Below are 18126 nucleotides of genomic sequence, written 5' to 3' on the forward strand. Positions count from 1 at the left end.
TTTGTCCCAGAATATCTGCGTGCATCACTTCTACAGGGGCTGTGTATATTCCGCCTTCTATCGGAATCTTTACGTCTTCACTTGCTTTAAAGGCTTCTACTGCTGCTTTTAGTGTCGCTACTCCTTGGTTTAAAGCTTCTTGATCTGTTGCAGTTTTTAATGTTTCTTCTGCTGTTGTTATTGCAGCTTTAAGTGTATTGAAAGCTTCTTCTGTTTTCTTGCCTTGTTCAATAGCCTTAGCTTCATTGACCTTTTCTTGTAGAGTAGCTTTATTTAAGCCAGGTGTTGCACTCTCCACAAGGACCATTTTATTCAAGTCAAAGTTATTGATGCCATACATGTTTTCAGTAGGGTCTTCCCCTTTGGCCGGTTTGGCATCAACTTTTAGATCTTCCCACTCACTATAGCAACGTACATATCTGGCATTTTCAAGATATATGAATTGATTTACATCTCCAAGTTTAGATATAGGTACGTTTTCTAATCTTATCTTTGTAATTCTCTCTCCATACTCTTCTATAGCCGGGTCTAAAGTAAACTCTTCTGCATCCAGTATTTCGATAGGTTGTAATTTTCCGTCAGCAGTTTTATATCTGATGTCTTCATCGTCATTTATTTTTACTAAACCATATTCTTCGGGACTTTCTTCTCCCATTACATTGTTTACATAAGATACTGTAAGATTTGCTTTATTGTCTTTAATTTCAACTTCGTAATATGGATTAACTCCTATTTCCACGTTTAAAAGACTGTTGTTATCTGTATAACGAGCCGCAAGCATCTTATTATATTCTTCTTTGGTGTATTTAAACTTTCCATTTTCCCAAAGCCCTTTTATACCTGCATTCATTGCATCATTTTCATCAATAAGAGGCATTGCTTCATACTTGCCTGATGGAAAATCTACCTTATTTGCTGCTTCTCGTAGCTCAACTGTTTGAATTATAGGGTTTATATTCCCAACAGGTGCTGTCGTGAATGCCGATACTGCTGAGGGGATTATCATAATTCCTATTAGCGTTTCCGATATTATTCTTTTTATTTTGTTCATTGGTACTCCTTTCATTTTTTATGTCTTACTGTTTATCTCTTAATTTGCTAATTGTTTTATGTTTTCTGCAAAATAGTTTGCAGATTTTAATAGTTCTTCTTCTGTGGCCTCTCTGGATTTTAGGCTTGTTTCTATCATTTTTTCTTTTATCTTTTTTGGAACTACTAATCCTGTAATTCCTCTTAATTTTTCTATCATCTTGGGATCAACTAGACCCGGACAGATGTATTGTCCTAGGGAATCTCTATTATTTAAAAGGTCTTCTAGATTTTTTATCACATTTCTTCCATGTTCTGAGTCTGGCATTGCTCCCAAGGTTGCAAATAAACCAAGCTTTTTATCTTCTATAGTCTTTAAGAATTTTAGTGTTTTTGGCTCTAAGGTCCCTCTATCTATCCAGGCACCCAAGAGTATAAAGTCATAATTTTTTATATTTGGTGTGTTTCTTATGTCCTTTATCGTCATTAGGTGTTCTTTCTTTAAGACTTCATAAATTTTTTCTGCCATCCTCTTAGTGTTGCCTGTCTTTGATGAATATATTATTAGTCCCTTCACTTTTCCTCCTTAATCTTCTGCAAATACAAATTTTTTATCTTCGATATCTATTATTCTTAGTTTTGTTTCGTAGATCTTACTTATATTTTCTCCTGTCAAGACTTGGCTTGCCTTTCCTTGAAATTCAATTTTTCCCTTCATCATTCCCACTATGGTGTCTGAATATTCTAGGGACTGGTTGATGTCGTGAAGGACCATGATTATTGTCTTGCCAAGATTTTTATTTAAGTTTCTTATTAGTTTTAAAATTTCTATTTGGTATTTGATGTCTAAGTAGGTGGTTGGTTCGTCTAAGAGAAGTAGCTCGCTATCTTGTGCTATTGCCATGGCTATCCATGCCCTTTGGACTTGCCCACCTGATAGGGAGTTGACTCTCTCTTTTCTTATTTCTTCTAAGCCACAAACTTCTATTGCTTCATTTATTTTGTTCTTGTCTTCTTGGTTTGGCTTTTGCATAAAACCTAGGTAGGGGTTTCTTCCATAGGCAACAAGTTCTTCAACTTTGATGTCGCCTGCTATTTGGTTTTTTTGTCTAACTATGGCAACTTTTTTTGCAAATTCTTTTCTCTCTATATTTTTTATATTTTTGCCGTCAAGACTTATGAAGCCCATTTTTGGTTTTTCTACTCTTGTTATTAATTTCAAAAGTGTTGACTTGCCACAGCCATTGGCACCTAGGAGGGTTGTGATTTTATTTTTTTCTATTTTTAGAGAAAGATCTTTTATAACCATATTTTTGTCATAGGCGAAAAATAAGTGATTAATTTCCATAATTTTTTCCTCCTACTTTTAATAGGCCTATAAAGAATATTCCGCCCACTACTGTCATTACTACTGATGGCTTTATTTCGTAAGGGTAGGCTATCACCCTTCCCAAGGTGTCTGATAGGAGGAGGGTTATTGCTCCTAGTATCATAGAATAGGGTATTAGGTTCTTGTGGTTTGAGCCAAGAATTATTCTTGCTATGTGTGGTACTACTAGACCTAAGAATCCTATTACGCCAACTATGGCTGTGGATACTGATGCAAGTATTATTCCTATTAAGGCTAGGATAAACCTATCTCTATTTACATTTACTCCCAAGGCTTGTGCTGTTTGGTCTTCTAGTTGAAGTAGGTTTGCTGACCTTATTGTAAAGAGGGATATTATTAGAAATAGGATTCCATATACTGCCATAATTTTTACATCTGCCCAAGTTTTTTGTGCTACATTTCCTTCGATTATTGATTGAACGTTTGTTAGGTTGCCCCCCATCATGGATTTTATTCCTTCGTTTACTCCCATTAGGGTCATATTAAGTGCTACACCCACGAGGATTAATTTTATTGGGTTGGATCCACCATTCCAGGCTAGTGAATATATTAAGAGGTAGGCTAGGAGCCCTCCCACTACTGAAAAGAGTGGGCTAAAGGCATATAAGCCTGGGAATAATATCATTACAAGGCTTGTTGATAGGCTTGCTGCTGATGATATGCCTATTATTCCGGGATCTGTGAGGGGGTTTTGCATTACTGCTTGAAGGAGAACTCCTGATGTTGCAAGAGCTGCCCCTGCTAGTATTGATATTATTATTCTTGGAAATCTTAGGTCATATATTGTCGCTACGTCCGGATCATATTTTATGAACAAGCCTCTTATTAATTTGCCAAAGGTCATTTCTATGGAGCCTGTTTTTGCTGAATAAAGTATGAGTCCTATTAGGACCAGGATTGAAATTGTGTAAACTAGGATGATTTTATTTTTTTTCATTTGTCTTATCACCTGTATTTCCTACTTCATTTGAGTCTTTTCCATAGAAGAGTTTGTCTAAGTCATTTAAGGCTTCCTTGTAGTTGAATTTCGCACTCATACCAAATTTTTTGTAGTCAAGGTCGTAAACCTTTCCCTCTTGAACTGCCCTAAAGTGTTTCCAAATGTCATTTTCTGCAAAGTCTTTTTTGAACATTGCCATTACTTGATCTGGTAGAGCATGGGCTGTTCTAAGGATCATGTCTGGGTCTTTTTTCAACATATCTTCTGTGTTTATTGTTATGAATTGTTGATTTGTCCCTTCATATACATTTTCTGCACCTGCAAGTTTTACAAGGCTTCCTGCATAGGAGTTTTCTGTTGCTACTACATAGGACCCTGGCAAACCCATAAGAATTAATACTTTTGGTGCTTTTTTGTCCTTGTGCTTTTCTTTGTAGTCGTCTATGAATTTTTTGTAGTCGTCAATTAAGGCTTTGGCCTCTTTTTTTCTGTTAAGTAATTTTCCAAGGTCTTCTATTGATTTATACATTCCATCTGTGTTGTTTAGATTCAAAAATCCATAGTCTAGGTCTGCTGCCTTGTATTTTGGAAGTAGATCTGAAATTAAGGACACTGGTGAGAATACATAGTCTGGATTTATTTGTTTTAATTTTTCTATGTCTGGTGTCATTGCCATCCCTACCTTAGGGACATCCTTATATCGTTCTGGCATTGGATCGATCTTTGAGTCTGGTACTGCAACTAGGTCTATGTTTAATTTTTCCATAATATAAACTGTTGCCATTGATGTTGCTGCTATTCTCAGCTCGCCATTGTTTGCTTTCTTGCCAGATTTCTGACTTACGCAAGACGTTAATAATAGACTTGCAAGAAGAATGCTTAGAATCTTTTTTATCTTATTCATAGTTGTTTCTCCTTTTTTCTTCTAGTTCATCTTCTACTTTGTTCTTGTAGTTATATGATAGAAGGGCTAGTATGATAAATCCTCCTGTTAATATTACAAAGAGACCTATTAAGCCATAAATAAAAGCCAAGGTTATTTTGCCTAATTTTGTCTTAGCTGTTTCTTTTTCATCTTGGTCATCTGAATAATATAATTTTTTAATTATTGGAGAATCCTTTGTTAAAAGTCCGTGGTCATAACCCAAGTCACCAGCAGAAAATTTTGAGTTAACTGGTTTTTGTTCTATCACTTCTCCTTGGTTAGGAGCTTGTAAAACTTCTCCAACTTGCTCGCTATTGTCTAGTGGTTTTAAATTGCTTAGGTTAGGTATAGTGTTCTTTGTATTTGTCTTGGGAATATTTGCCTGTGCCTGTGGGGCTACCGCTGCTACTTCTTGTTTATTTGTGTGTCTTGAAGAAGCATTTTGTAGGGTTGCAAAGTCGGTGTTACCTTTAACAAGGTCTGATATTGTGTAGTAAAATATTACATCCCTTCCCATTGGCCCTACAAAAAATGTTGCCCTTACGATTACATTTTTGCTTGGTATCTCAAATCTGTAATCTCGTGTTTCTGCTGTCTTTCCTGTAACTTCTGCTGGTACAGAAATGAAACTGTTGTCGCCATAATTTTGGACTGCGAAGGTTTCATTTTTGATATAGTTGGCTAGGTTATAACGGACTGACAAAAATATTCTTCCATCATCGGTTGTTTCTACCAAGGCTTGTGGACATACTACATTTTCTGTCATACCCTGTCCTATTCCTGGATTGTTACCGGGGTCCTCTATGACTCCTGTAACCGGATGGATATAGTAGGGTGTTGCCTTTGCTATTTCTTGTGAATAGGCAAAGGTAACATTTATTAGACTTATAAAAATGAGAGCCATAAGACAAAGGCTATTTATTATTTTTTTCATTTTCTTTTAGCCCTCCTAAAAACATCATTTCATCTTTCATATCTTTTACTTCTTGCAAGTTTTTTCTAATTACAATAAAGGCTGTTGCATTTAATCCTATAAATATTAGGAGTATTAAAATAATGATGCCCTTTGATTCTTTTTCTTCGATTTCTTGTCCCTCTAATCCACCCTCTTTATTCTTATTTTCTTTGGAGGATGCTCCCTTGTTTTCTTGGCTTGCAATTTTACTTTGTAGCGAACCTACAGAAGGTGGACTTATGCTTAGTGGTGTTGAACTAACTTGCGGCCCTTCTACTGGCATAGGAGATGAGGAATCTGAAGAGCTTGATATTTTTTGTGCCTGTGGTTTTTTTACTGTCGCCATAAAGGCCTTAGCCCTCTCTATCTTTGAGCTACTTGGGCTTGTACTTATGTTGCTTAGTGTAGGTAAATTTTTATTATCTATAAGCTTATTTACTTGCCCACCTGAGCCAGCACCTTTCACCACTATAAAGATTGCTGAATCTTTTGTTTTGAATTCAAGGTAATCTCCATTGACTTTGTAATTTATCTTCTTTTTTTCTCCATTCTTTACTTCATAAAGGCTTAGCTTGTCTTGTCCTTTGAATTTTAAAAGAGGTAATTTTAAATCAAATTCTTTGTTTGCATAAATCTTTTTTCTCTTTGCTTGAATGCTTTCTTCCTTGCCTGTTATTTCTTCTAGGGGCCCTAAAAACTCAATCTTAAAAACATTCACTTGATCTAATTTATCAAAGGACTTTGTAAATTCTTCTGCCTGCTTGCCTGATAATTTGTTTCCGTAAAATGAAAATTCTTCCTTAAAGGTTTCTGGCCCGTAGTTGACTATTAAGTTTTTGTTTTGGACTTCTCCAGCTTCCTTTGAATTAAAGTCTGGCTTCTTTGGTCCGTCTTTAAACTTCTTTATTAAAGTTGCTTCACTTTCATTTATTTTTTTTATTTTGTCAAAGTCTAATTTTATTCTTGCCCTTATTGGTTCGTCCCCCATGGGCTCTACCTTTGGATCTACATAGACCTTTGTCATTTCATCCATATTAATTAGGGATGTCCTAAATACTCTTGGTCTTTTGTCCTTTTCCTTAGGTACGTCTAGGTCATAGCAACCTGCTTCTGCCCTGCGATAAATTCCATCTTCTTTTTGGAAGTAAATATTTACCAAGGACGCTGTTATGGACATATATTCCATCTTGTCTGACCCTATGTATAAGTTTGCTTCTTTGTTCTTCACTTCTATCTCGGCTCTTTGTACAAGGGCCTTGTTACCCATACTAGGTTTTTCTTCGATGGCATGCCACAATTTGATTGGAATTTCATAGCAACCATCTTCTAAATTAATTTCTTTTTTCTCTGGTGTGCTTTCATTATCCGCAAATACAAAATTTGTTAAGAATAATAAAGATAATAAAAATACTAGAGATATATAAATTTTTTTATTTTTCATTATAAAACCCCCTTATAAAATAATAATCTAGGCTAATGATATTACTTATCAATTAAATAAACCATATAAAGTTGTTAGAATTTTTGTTAATGTCGGTTTACTTCTTTATAAATATATTATTTTAATTTTTGTAATAAAAATAAACCCTAGTCAGTGACTAGGATTTAGAATGATTTTATTAATTTTATAGTGTATAATTTTAAGTTTTTAAGTTAAACAAAGGTTAACTATAAATACAAAATTTGCTTTTTTTGCATGATTTGTTATTCCCATTTGAGATTTAATTTTTAAAATCAAGGATGCTTCCAAAATTATTCCATCCGATGTTGACCAGTAGTCTATTAAGTCGAGAGGTATTTTAAAAATCTTGTCTTTAGAATCTATTTCTATTTCTTCCCCTTGGTCGAAGTAAAATAACTTTGTGGCAATTGCTTTTTTAAGATAACCGTGATGAGCTCTCTCTATGGTCCTAGTAGAAAGTTCTATGTAGGGTTCTTCCCCCATTACCAAGTAGGCGAAATCATTAAAGCCCATAAGTGCCATCGAATTTTCAACAAAGGATCTTTTTCTTTCTTCATCAATCTTCTTAATTGTAAAATTAATTTTATGTCTCCCTTTTTCTAAATATTTGGATATATCATAAATTTTTTCTCTAGCTTGAATATCCTTGGATAAAATCAAACTTTTGTATCTTTTATCCAATGCCTCTTGATAAGGAAGAAGTCTTTTTGACAATATTTCAAGGCTTATGCTTTTGGCAAGATCATCATCAATATCCAAAAATTTTTGCATAATAAATAAATTCTTTTCAAGATTTGCATTGTAAAATTCTGAAAGCTCACATCCTATTTTTGTTAACTTATAATCATTGTCTTCCTTGTAGAGCATACCTGTAAGAATCATCTTATCTAAAATCTTTTTTGAGTTAGCACGAGAACATTTAAAAAAATAGCTTGCTTCTGTTATAGTCTTTCTGCCTTCATAATTTCTTATAAACAATAAATATTCGATTTGTATTTTAGTGATATTAAAATTCATCATAAAATTATGACTCCATTCCTCTTTTTACTTCTACTATGCTGTCACAAATCCTAAGGGAACTGTCCCTGTGAGATGAAATAATAATATTTTTATTTTCCCTCTCCTTGTATAAGGACTTTAAAATAATCCCTTCGTTTAAGGCGTCTATGTTAGCTGTTGGCTCATCAAGTAGATATAACTTCGAACTTCTTAAAAAGATTCTTGCTAGTGCCAATCTTTGAGCTTGCCCAGTGGAGATCTCATTGGATTCCTTTACAATTTCTGTATCCAAACCCCTATCAAGGGTCCTTATGAAATCATAAATATTTGCCTTCTTGCAAGCTTCTATTAATTCATCTTCACTTGCATCTTTTTTTGCAATTTTTAAGTTATCTCTAATGCTTCCCCTAAAGAGATGAGTTTCTTGACTTAGGTAAGAAATGTTCTCCCTTAAATTTATTGTCTTTAGGTCTTTAATGTTTTTTTCATTTAGACAAATCTTACCACTCTTTGCATCATAAAATCTCATCATTAATTTTATTAAGGTTGACTTGCCACAACCACTTTTGCCTTTTAGCCCTATTATCTCATTTAATGAACTATTAAAATTAAAATCATTAAGGAGTTTTGTGTCATCATAAGAAAAGTTTACACCATCAAGACAGATGTTTTCATAATCAATTTCTTCTCCCTGATTATTAATTGGTGTGATAGGATCCTCTTCCAAAAGTTCCATAACTCGCTTGCCACAAGCAAAGGTCAAGACTAAATTATTTGCAAGTGATGAAAGTGCACTTGTGGGTCCAAAGGAAGAAATGAAAACTCCCAAGGGAAATAGTAAGCCACTAAGGTCAAGGATGGACTCCTTATAAAGCTTAAATGCTACCAAAGTAAAAATTAAATCTGCAAGTATTATTGTAAAAGATGTAAGAGCAAAGTTATTTGATGACTTTTCTGCAAGTGCCTTTGTAGACCTGTTTAACTTGTTTGCTTCAAACTCAATCTCCCTACACCTATCTTCAAAATAAGAAAAATTAATAATTTCTTTTATTCCCTTAAAGCTTTCCAAGATTAGAGAATTTAAAGTTGATAAATTCTTCCTTTGTTTTCGCCCAATTTCTCCAGCAGATTTCTCAGTAATAATTGGGATAATTATAGCTAGTGTTAAGTGAAAAGCTAGAAGTATCCAAGAATAAATTGGATTAAATCTCCACAAGATTACAAAGAAAAATATAGTGTGAACTAGAGCTATACAAACTGGCGAAATTGTGTGTGCGTAAAAGACTTCTAAGAGCTCTATATCTGATGTGATTATAGAAATTAATTCCCCCTTATTTTTTCCATTCATCTTGGCTGGTCCCAAAGACCTTAGTTTTTTGAAGATTTTATCTCTTAATATCGCTAAAATTTTAAAGGCTATATAGTGGTTCAAGAGCTGTTCGAGGTACTTAAAAATTGCCCTTAGTACAGCCAAAGTGAATAAAATTCCAATTATTAATTTTATATTTATAGTTTGATTTAATAATACTTTACTTAAGTAGAACAAACCTAGTGATGGCAATAATGTGGCAAATATGTGTCCACTTGAACCAAAAAATATGGCAAAAAACATTTGTAACTTCAAATCGTCCACAAGAGATAGGAGTTTCCCTATTAAATTTTTATATTCAATTAATTTTTTCATTTAAACCCCACATTTCTAATTCCCTTTGGTACTTATAAATACTAGAGAACAATTCACCCTTACTTATTTCTTCAAAATTTCCTTCTTCTGCTACCTTCTTATTGTCAAGATAGTAAATATAGTCTGCCTGAAGGACTGTGTTGAGCCTATGAGTAATAAGTATTATGGTCATTTTTTCTTTTAATTTTTGTATAAGCTTTAAAATTAAGTCTTCAGATTCCTTATCTATATTTGATATGGACTCATCTAAAATTAAAATCTTTGGCTCTTTCAAAAGGACTCTTCCTATAGCTAGTCTTTGTTTTTGTCCACCTGATAAGTTGTTACCAGCACTTTCAAGGATACTATCTAAGCCACCTATGTTTTTAAAGTAGGAATAAAGACCAACTTCTTCTAAAACTTCTCTTAACCTATTATCATCTGCATTTTTATTTGCAATTTTAAGATTATATCTAAGGCTTTCCTTAAAGAAGTATGGGTTATTGTCTACTAGCATTATGTTTTCATTAAGAGAATCATTTGAAACTTCACTTAAGCCGTTGTAAAGTATCTCTCCATTATAATTTCTCTCAAATCCTCCAACTAATTTTGCAAGGGTAGACTTACCGCAACCACTTGCTCCTACTATGGCTGTGATTTTGTTTGACTTAATCTTCATATTTAAGTCTTTTAAAATTTCCTTTTCTCCGTAAGAAAAATTCAAATTTCTTACTTCTACATCCACTTTCTCATCCTCTATGACATCTTCAAAATCCTTTATACTTTCAAGATCTAAAATTTCAAAAAGAGAATTTGCTGCTGTAATCCCATTCATTGCAACATGGAAAAGTGCCCCCAATCTTCGTAATGGTAAGAAAAATTCTTGGCTCAAGAGTATAAAAGAAAAGGCTGCAAAGACAGAAAGTTGTCCCTTGGAATAATAATAAATTGATAGGATTATTCCCAAGGCTGACCCTGCATAAGAAATTAAGTCTAAGACTGTAATGTTATTTAGTTGCATCATGAGGAGCTTCATAGTTTTGCTCCTAAAGTCTTCTGCCTTCTCATTTAACAAGTCATTGTAGTCTTCATCTGCATTAAAAACTTCTAAACTTGTTAAGCCATATAGGAAGTCTATAAAAACTTCTGAGAGGTTTGTATAAGATTTCCAATAAGTTTTCACAACTTTCTTTGCAAGTTTTTGCACCATCATTATGGCAATAGGTATTAGTGGTATTAATAGGAGCATTATTATTGCTATTTTGAAATTTAAAAATGAAAGTATGCAAAATAAAATTATGGGTCCTATTAAAGCGAATAGAAGTTGTGGCAAGAGGGCAGAGTAAAATAAGTTGAGTTGCTCTATCCCCTCTACTCCTAAATTTATAAGTTCTGAAATAGAAACTTTGCTACCATACTCCATCTTAAAAGAAAAGACCTTCTTCATTAGTCTTTCTCTCAAGGTGTTTTTTATCCTATAGGAAGCCTTGTAAGATATACTAGCTTCTATTTTTATTAAGAAAATATTTAGTCCAATTATTAAGAGCATAAATAAAATAAATTTGCTCCCACTAAAATTTGAATTAATTATAGCTTCTATAGACTTACCTATTAAAAAAATCATGGCAACATTAGTGGCCATTTGTATAAGTTTTATAAGTAAAAGCTTTAAGATTTGTATCTTCTCGCTCTTCAACTCATTGAATAATTTTTTGTTAAACATTTCTACTCCTCGATTGTCTTGATTTTAAAAATAAAATATATGTAATGAAAAATAAGCACTAATAAGAGTGTAATTCTCGCATGCAAGTTGTTTACAAAATAAAATGATATAGCTAAAAAGAAAGTGATTGTCATAAGAATCTTTATCTTCCTCTTCCTTGTCATTCCACTCTTGTTTTTTATTGGCTCTATATTATTCTTGTAAAATTTAGTAGAAATAAAATAGTCATTAAACTTCTTCGATCCTCTTGCGAAGCAATAGGTTGCTAGTAACAAAAAGGGAGTCGTAGGTAATAAGGGCAAATATATTCCAACTATTCCTATCCCCAAAAATATAAATCCAAATATTAAAAATAAAATTTTCAATTATTTCCTCCTTAACTTTGCTTTCTCAATTTTTCAAAATAAATACTAGCAAAGAAGTTTTTGTAAGTAAATAATATTGATAACATATATCATTTTATTTTTCTTAAATATACTCATCTTCTTTGCTCTATGCCTTGATTTAATGGGACTTCAACCTTGTTAACCATAGTTAATTTTATGTGCAAATCAAGGCAAAAAAATAAGGCCCTGGTTCCCCAGAGCCTTTAAGCTTATAAGCTTTACATTTTTTCAATATTTATTTTAATGTCGTGACCATTTAGGCTTTCAACTTCTGCTTCGTTGTCTTCCTTTACAACTTCAAGTGCAAGAGTTTCTGATTTGATAAATTCTTTGTCTGCTTCAATAGCTCTTTCAACTTCATCATCAGACTTGTATGAAATCTTAATGTTGTCAAGAATATCTAAGTCTTTCTTCTTTCTTAGTTGTTGAATCTTTGATACAAATTCTCTTACATAACCTTCATTTAGAAGTTCTTCATTAAGTTCTGTGTCAAGGATAACAAAGAGGTTGTTTTCCATTATTACGTCGAAGCCTTCTTTTGCAGAAATTTTTACTTCAACGAAGTCTCTTTCAATTTCTGTTTCTTCGCCAGCAAGTTGAAGCTTAACTTTACCTTCTTCAAGTTTAGCTAGTAGGTCTTTTGCATCTGCTTCTCTAAGAGCCTTGCCAAAGTCCTTAACCTTTGCACCTAGGATGCTACCACAAACTTTAAAGTTTGGTTTAAGTTCAAATTCCATATATTCTGAAAGGTCATGTTCAAATTGAACTTCCTTAACGTTAAGTTCTTCCTTGATAAGTTCTGTTAAGTCGCCAATGATTTCCTTGTACTTTCCGTCAATGATTACTTTAGAAAGTGGTTGTCTAACCTTTATCTTAGCTTCTTCTCTTGAAGCTCTTCCTAGAGTTACAAGGTCTCTTACAAGGTCCATCTTTTCTTCAACCTTATCCTTAATCATATTTTCATCATAATTTGGATAGTCAGCTAAGTGAACTGATTCTTCATCAGTAAGTGACTTAAATAATTCTTCTGAAAGGAATGGAACCATTGGGGCAATTAATTTTGTCACACCAAGTAAAACTTCATAAGTTGTCTTGTAAACGGCAATCTTTGTGTTGTCCTTGTCAGTCTTCCAAAATCTTCTTCTATTTCTTCTGATATACCAGTTGGAAACATCTTCTATAACAAAGTCTTGAATTTCTCTTACAACTTTTGTAAGTTCAAATTCATCCATATCTTTTCTTACGTTTTTAACAAGTCTGTTGTACTTAGACAATAACCACTTGTCAATTTCTTCTAAGTCATCATAGGAAACCTTAACTTCTCTTGGGTCAATCTTATCTGTGTTTGCATATAGGCTGAAGAAGTTGTAAGTGTTTCTTAAAGATCTAAAGAATTTTGATTCAATTTCACGTAGTCCATCTTCGTCGAACTTTGTTGGAGTCCATGGTGGAGATACATAAAGTAGGTACCACCTTACAACGTCAGCTCCGTACTTATCAAAGAGTTCGAATGGTGCAACTGTATTGCCACGAGATTTTGACATCTTCTTGCCTTCCTTATCAAGGATAAGGTCATTAACAAGTACATTCTTGTAAGGGCTCTTGCCTGTCATATAAGTTGATATTGCAATTAGTGAGTAGAACCAACCTCTTGTTTGGTCAATTCCTTCACATATAAAGTCTGCTGGGAATAGTTCACCAAAGTTGTCCTTGTTTTCAAATGGATAGTGCCATTGAGCAAAAGGCATAGCTCCTGAGTCAAACCAAACGTCAATTACGTCTGCTTCTCTTGTCATTGGCTTGCCACACTTAGGACATTTAAGATGGATATCGTCGACATAAGGTCTATGAAGTTCAACATCTTCTGCCACATCTTCTATTGCCTTATTTCTCAAATCTTCTATTGAGCCAACAGATTCTGTGTGCCCGCACTCACATCTCCAAATTGGAAGTGGAGTACCCCAATATCTTGATCTAGAGATTGCCCAGTCATTTAAGTTTTCTAGCCAATTTCCAAATCTCTTTTCTCCTACGAAGTCTGGGAACCAATTTACTCCATTGTTGTTTTCAATTAACTTGTCCTTAAACTTAGTTACTTCTATATACCATGATGGGTGTGCGTAGTAAATAAGTGGAGTGTGACATCTCCAGCAGTGTGGATAGTTGTGAAGTACCTTTTGTTTTGCGAATAAAAGATCGTGATCCATTAGGTAGTGAAGAACATCGTGGTCAGCATCAATTACAAATTGACCCTTCCAAGGTGTATCTGTAAACTTACCTTCTTCATCAACTGGTTTTAACATTGGAAGGTCATATCCTCTTGCAGTTTGATAGTCATCTTCACCAAAGGCAGGAGCGATGTGAACAATACCAGTACCATCTTCAGTTGTAACATAGTCAGCACAGATTACATAAAATGCTTTTTTATCTACTTCTAGAAAATTAAGGAGTTGTTCGTATTCTGTGTATTCAAGATCCTTACCAAGGATTTCTTCTAGGACTTCATATTCATCATCCTTAAAGACTTGCTTAGCAAGAGATTTTGCTACATAGTAGATGTGTCCGTCAGCATGCTTAACCTTTACGTATTCAACTTTTGGATTAACAGCTAGGGCAACGTTAGATGGAAGTGTCCATGGTGTTGTTGTCCATGCCAAGAAGTATTCATTTTCCTTATCTTTTAACTTAAATCTACAAGTTGCTGTTGTAGTTTTTATTTCTTCATAACCTTGTGCAACTTCGTGAGATGCAAGTCCAGTTCCACATCTTGGGCAGTAAGGAACAATTTTATGGCCTTCATAAATTAGACCATCCTTAAACATCTTGTCTAGGATGTGCCAAACTGATTCGATATAAGAGTTTTCAAGTGTGATATATGGGTGGTCTAAGTCGATTAAGTAACCCATTCTTCTTGTAAGAGTTCTCCATTCTTTTTCATATTCAAAAACAGATTGTCTACACTTTTTATTAAAGGCTTCAACTCCATAAGACTCTATGTCTTGTTTGTTATGAAGACCTAATTTTTTTTCTACTTCAATTTCTACAGGAAGACCATGTGTATCCCAACCTGCTTTTCTCTTAACTTGATAACCAAGCATTGTATGGTATCTACAAGTTAAATCCTTAAGAGTTCTTGCCATTACATGGTGAATGCCTGGCTTACCATTAGCAGTTGGAGGTCCTTCATAGAATATATAATTTTCTCCATCTTTTCTTGATTCCACAGATTCATGTAGAAGATCAATTTCGTCCCAAAACTTTGAGACTCGTTCTTCTCTAACACTTACACTATCTTTAGATAATTCTTTAAATACTTTCATCTAAATCTCCTTTTCTTCCAATTTTTGTATAAAAAAAGTCCCCTCTCAAAAGAGAAGGGACGAACTAACCGCGGTACCACCCTAATTATAGGAAACTATCACTTAATATCTTAACGCAAAATTACGCAAGAGCTTTTGACTCTTGAGCTCCAAGGTGATCTGCAAAATTTCGAAAGGCAGTTTTGCACCAACCAACTGTTCTCTAACTTTCTAGAAATTACCATCCTCATCAAAGCTTATATAAAGTTATCAATTGTTTGACTCTTAAACATATTAATAATATTTGATTGCATACCAGCAAGGGCACGGTGGAATTTACAACTTCTTTTGTATCCATCAGGATGCTTGCTACAGAATGAATCCTCTTCTTGTAGACACCTATTGATTTCAATAGGACCATCTACAGCTACAATTATATCATACAAAGTGGTTTCTTCCTTAGGCTTCTTTAAAAAATATCCGCCCTTAGAGCCTCTCTTCGCATCTGTAATTCCAGCTAAATTCAATTTTCTAAGTATTCTTAGGGTAAATCTTTTTGTAACACCTTCGCTTTCAGCTATTTGTGGCGCTCCAACAACCTTTCCCTCATTTGCTGCTAGATAACTTACAATACGAAATGCATAGTCTGTTTCTTGTGTTATTCTCATATTATCACCTATTTAGGATATTATACCATCAAAATTTAAAATTTAAAATAGTCATCTTGAATTTTTCGCAAGTTTACTATTTCCGAATCCATATTTAAGGATATATCTTCATAAGTAAGCAGGCTTCCCTTTTTAATATCTCTTTTTGCAAAGGATCCTTCTGTTACTATCCCTATTGGTAAATGGTTACCTCTTTCTTGTTCTTCTTTGGTTTCAAGACTTCCAAAAATCATCTCGCCGCCAATGGAGTCAAACTTCTCTCCCTTCTTGATGTCTCTCTTTGCAACAGAAACTGTTTCTGCAAAGGGTCTACCAAGTGGGGCAATTGATTCATCTCTTAATACCACTGCCTTTATAATAGAAATAATTGTCTCGATGCTAGTCAAGTGGTAGGGTCTATATATTGTATAATTTGGACCCTCGCCCATGGATAAGTATTTCATTTCCATATCTATTATATCTGATTTAGGCCTTACTACTGCAAAGACTCCTGGAGCAATTCCTGTAGCGAAGTCAACAACCCCATAGGAATTTAAAATTCCCCCATCTTCCTTTAGCTTAAAGTCTTCGGCTATATTTTTTGGTTCAGTATTAACAAAGTGACAACCTCTTACATCTGGCACAAATCCAAGGGCATTACAAACTGCATTGAGCTCAATCATTGTGTTTGTTCCATCAACAAAGGAAGTTAGCATCCTTGGGTTAATTCCCTTTTTCTCTGCAGCTTCTCTTAGGCTATCTGGTGTTGCATAATTATTTAATTCATTATTTTTTCCCTTACCTAGGACTAGGACTTCAAAGCCACAGTTTTGTGCAAACTCAAAAATTTCCACAATGGCTCCTGGCTCATCGCCCTTGGTTCCAGAATAAACTACGCCCTTTTTATCTGCCAAGACTTTTAAGTATGGGCCAACTGTTGCATCCATTTCTACATTGAGACTTACAATATCAACCTTATTCTCAATGGCAACAAGGGATAATTTTGTACCAGTTTCTGTGTCCCCAGTACAATCCACTAGACAGTCCACAAGGGATGCCGCTATTAAATTATTTGTAGTGGCGATGTATTTCTTTTCCTTTAAGAGTTTCTTTGCCTCTTCAATATCATCTGTAAAGGCAAGTTCATCCTTATTTATATTTGCTGCTTCAATAGCAGACTCTAGTGTCTTTTTATTTCTTGAGGAAAACACTATGGGATAAAAATTTTCATTTTGGCTAAGCAAGGTGAAAAGCGAACTTCCCATAATACCTGAGCCAACAATTCCAACAGAAATATTCCCAAATTCCTTTAATTTTTTCTGTAAGTAGAACATTCTTCCTCCAAATCTATTGCAAAATCTATAAAAAATTATTCACAAAAATTATTTTAATCTGATTTTACTTCTATTGCAAATTACTTTTGTAAATTTTTTTCCCTCAATAATTTTCCAAGTCTATAACCACATCCAAAGGCGAAGTGTAGGTTATATCCTCCACAGTCTCCATCAATATCAAGGGCTTCACCAATTATATATAGGTCTTTAAACTTTTTTGATTCATAATTTTCTGGGCTAACTTCTTCTAAAGAAACTCCACCCCTTGTCACTTGAGCATTTTTAAATCCAGTGTTGCCTGTTACTTTAAAGTGAGATCTTAAAAGAAGTCCAATAATTTTTTCAAAGTCTCCCATAGAAATCATATTTATCGCTGTGTTCTTGTCCATATCAAGTGAGTCCACAATATAGTGGATGAACTTCTTGTCAACAAGTCCCATTAAAAATTCTTCAAGGGAAAAGTCTGGAAACATATAGTACCTGTTGTAGACCATATCAATGCTGTCCTTCTTTAAGTTATTAATCAAGGGTACTTCAATGATGTCGCCCTCCTTAGCATTGACAGACATATCCAAGATTGGTGGACCACTTATACCATAATTGGTAAATAAAATTTCGCCCTCTTTCTCCTCTATGACTTTTTCATCCCTTAGGAGTCTTGCACGACCTATTACCTTTGTCCCACTTAGGTGCTTTAAATATTTTGAATCAAGCTTTAATTGAGTAAGGGCTGGCTTTAGGTCAGTCACCCTTATCCCCATCTTCTTTAGAATTTCAAAACTCACGCCATCAGATCCACTTGCTGGCATGGCCTTACCTCCAAAGGCAAGTACTACCACATCAGCTTTAAAAATTTCACCATTAGTTATGACTTCATAGCCTGTTTTTATTTTCTTGATTTCCTTAACCTGGCTCTTGGTTTTCACTTCAATTCCCTTTTTCTCAAGCCAGTAAATCAAAATATTTAAGACAGAATTTGCCTTTAGGCTTATGGGATAGACCCTATTACCATCAAGTGTAGATTCAAGACCTAACATTTTAAAATAATTTATTAAATCTTCATTAGAAAATTCTTCTAGAGTTCTCTTTACAAAGTCAGGCGAAGAATAATTTTTCTCTGACAAGATCATATTGGTATAGTTGCACCTGCCGTTGCCAGTTGCCAATAACTTCTTCCCAATCCTATCATTTTTCTCCAAGAGAATAACCCTATTATTTTCATTCTTTGCATTTATAGCAGTGACAATTCCACTTGCCCCTGCTCCAATTATAATTATATTCATATTATCACCCCTAAATTATATCCTAAGTTCACATATTATTACAAGATTTAAGCCATTTTATGTTATAATGTCTTAGAAATTTGGAGGATTT

Annotated in this window: 14 protein-coding genes, 1 pseudogene and 1 other annotated feature; all 15 genes and pseudogenes read right to left on the reverse strand. The window is 34.0% G+C overall.

The window, feature by feature from the left end; genetic code table 11:
• Positions 1–1051 (reverse strand): annotated as a pseudogene (locus HMPREF1864_RS08600) (hypothetical protein); the annotation flags it as partial.
• A gap of 39 nt (positions 1052–1090) precedes the next feature.
• The gene (locus tag HMPREF1864_RS04440) at positions 1091–1606 is read right to left on the reverse strand and encodes a flavodoxin family protein (RefSeq protein ID WP_062571639.1); all 516 of its coding nucleotides are present in this window, start codon (positions 1604–1606) and stop codon (positions 1091–1093) included.
• A gap of 9 nt (positions 1607–1615) precedes the next feature.
• A complete protein-coding gene (locus tag HMPREF1864_RS04445; protein WP_062571640.1) occupies positions 1616–2377 on the reverse strand; it encodes an ABC transporter ATP-binding protein in 762 nt (253 codons plus the stop codon).
• On the reverse strand, positions 2367–3356 hold the full coding sequence (locus HMPREF1864_RS04450; protein ID WP_062571641.1) for a FecCD family ABC transporter permease: 990 nt from the start codon (positions 3354–3356) through the stop codon (positions 2367–2369). Before HMPREF1864_RS04450 ends, HMPREF1864_RS04445 begins: the two co-directional genes overlap by 11 nt.
• Positions 3343–4263, reverse strand: a complete 921-nt coding sequence (gene isdE / locus HMPREF1864_RS04455; protein WP_062571642.1) for a heme ABC transporter substrate-binding protein IsdE — start codon at positions 4261–4263, stop codon at positions 3343–3345. The genes HMPREF1864_RS04450 and isdE overlap by 14 nt, the downstream gene beginning before the upstream one ends.
• Complete coding sequence (locus HMPREF1864_RS04460; RefSeq protein WP_062571643.1) at positions 4256–5218, reverse strand: heme-binding Shp domain-containing protein; 963 nt, start codon at positions 5216–5218, stop codon at positions 4256–4258. Before HMPREF1864_RS04460 ends, isdE begins: the two co-directional genes overlap by 8 nt.
• Complete coding sequence (locus HMPREF1864_RS04465) at positions 5199–6680, reverse strand: NEAT domain-containing protein (protein ID WP_062571644.1); 1482 nt, start codon at positions 6678–6680, stop codon at positions 5199–5201. The genes HMPREF1864_RS04460 and HMPREF1864_RS04465 overlap by 20 nt, the downstream gene beginning before the upstream one ends.
• Positions 6681–6887: 207 nt before the next feature.
• Entirely contained in the window at positions 6888–7721 is an 834-nt protein-coding gene (locus tag HMPREF1864_RS04470; protein WP_062571645.1) for a hypothetical protein, read from the reverse strand.
• A gap of 4 nt (positions 7722–7725) precedes the next feature.
• Complete coding sequence (locus HMPREF1864_RS04475) at positions 7726–9384, reverse strand: amino acid ABC transporter ATP-binding/permease protein (RefSeq protein WP_062571646.1); 1659 nt, start codon at positions 9382–9384, stop codon at positions 7726–7728.
• Complete coding sequence (locus HMPREF1864_RS04480) at positions 9368–11086, reverse strand: ABC transporter ATP-binding protein/permease (RefSeq protein WP_062571647.1); 1719 nt, start codon at positions 11084–11086, stop codon at positions 9368–9370. Before HMPREF1864_RS04480 ends, HMPREF1864_RS04475 begins: the two co-directional genes overlap by 17 nt.
• 2 nt (positions 11087–11088) lie before the next feature.
• Positions 11089–11451: a YbaN family protein gene (locus tag HMPREF1864_RS04485; RefSeq protein WP_062571648.1), complete on the reverse strand. Its 363-nt coding sequence runs from the start codon at positions 11449–11451 to the stop codon at positions 11089–11091.
• A gap of 239 nt (positions 11452–11690) precedes the next feature.
• A complete protein-coding gene (ileS, locus tag HMPREF1864_RS04490) occupies positions 11691–14792 on the reverse strand; it encodes an isoleucine--tRNA ligase (protein WP_062571649.1) in 3102 nt (1033 codons plus the stop codon).
• 52 nt (positions 14793–14844) lie between these two features.
• Positions 14845–15034: a binding site (T-box leader), on the reverse strand.
• Positions 15029–15439, reverse strand: coding sequence for an RrF2 family transcriptional regulator (locus HMPREF1864_RS04495; protein ID WP_062571650.1), 411 nt, complete (start codon positions 15437–15439; stop codon positions 15029–15031). Its footprint overlaps the feature before it by 6 nt.
• Positions 15440–15474: 35 nt before the next feature.
• Positions 15475–16752: an NAD(P)H-dependent oxidoreductase gene (locus tag HMPREF1864_RS04500; protein ID WP_062571651.1), complete on the reverse strand. Its 1278-nt coding sequence runs from the start codon at positions 16750–16752 to the stop codon at positions 15475–15477.
• Between the two features lie 80 nt (positions 16753–16832).
• Positions 16833–18035: a BaiN/RdsA family NAD(P)/FAD-dependent oxidoreductase gene (locus HMPREF1864_RS04505; RefSeq protein WP_062571652.1), complete on the reverse strand. Its 1203-nt coding sequence runs from the start codon at positions 18033–18035 to the stop codon at positions 16833–16835.
• Positions 18036–18126: the final 91 nt, after the last annotated feature.

The sequence above is a fragment of the Peptoniphilus sp. DNF00840 genome (assembly GCF_001553125.1).
GTDB classification, from domain to species: Bacteria; Bacillota; Clostridia; order Tissierellales; family Peptoniphilaceae; genus Peptoniphilus_A; species Peptoniphilus_A vaginalis.

What these genes read in the sequence shown, in the direction of transcription:
- HMPREF1864_RS04505 (WP_062571652.1), bottom strand. Translation starts at nt 18,035, where the DNA reads ATGAATATAATTATAATTGGAGCAGGGGCAAGTGGAATTGTCACTGCT.
- HMPREF1864_RS04465 (WP_062571644.1), bottom strand. Translation starts at nt 6,680, where the DNA reads ATGAAAAATAAAAAAATTTATATATCTCTAGTATTTTTATTATCTTTA.
- isdE (WP_062571642.1), bottom strand. Translation starts at nt 4,263, where the DNA reads ATGAATAAGATAAAAAAGATTCTAAGCATTCTTCTTGCAAGTCTATTA.
- HMPREF1864_RS04470 (WP_062571645.1), bottom strand. Translation starts at nt 7,721, where the DNA reads ATGATGAATTTTAATATCACTAAAATACAAATCGAATATTTATTGTTT.
- ileS (WP_062571649.1), bottom strand. Translation starts at nt 14,792, where the DNA reads ATGAAAGTATTTAAAGAATTATCTAAAGATAGTGTAAGTGTTAGAGAA.
- HMPREF1864_RS04460 (WP_062571643.1), bottom strand. Translation starts at nt 5,218, where the DNA reads ATGAAAAAAATAATAAATAGCCTTTGTCTTATGGCTCTCATTTTTATA.
- HMPREF1864_RS04475 (WP_062571646.1), bottom strand. Translation starts at nt 9,384, where the DNA reads ATGAAAAAATTAATTGAATATAAAAATTTAATAGGGAAACTCCTATCT.
- HMPREF1864_RS04495 (WP_062571650.1), bottom strand. Translation starts at nt 15,439, where the DNA reads ATGAGAATAACACAAGAAACAGACTATGCATTTCGTATTGTAAGTTAT.
- HMPREF1864_RS04480 (WP_062571647.1), bottom strand. Translation starts at nt 11,086, where the DNA reads ATGTTTAACAAAAAATTATTCAATGAGTTGAAGAGCGAGAAGATACAA.
- HMPREF1864_RS04445 (WP_062571640.1), bottom strand. Translation starts at nt 2,377, where the DNA reads ATGGAAATTAATCACTTATTTTTCGCCTATGACAAAAATATGGTTATA.
- HMPREF1864_RS04500 (WP_062571651.1), bottom strand. Translation starts at nt 16,752, where the DNA reads ATGTTCTACTTACAGAAAAAATTAAAGGAATTTGGGAATATTTCTGTT.
- HMPREF1864_RS04450 (WP_062571641.1), bottom strand. Translation starts at nt 3,356, where the DNA reads ATGAAAAAAAATAAAATCATCCTAGTTTACACAATTTCAATCCTGGTC.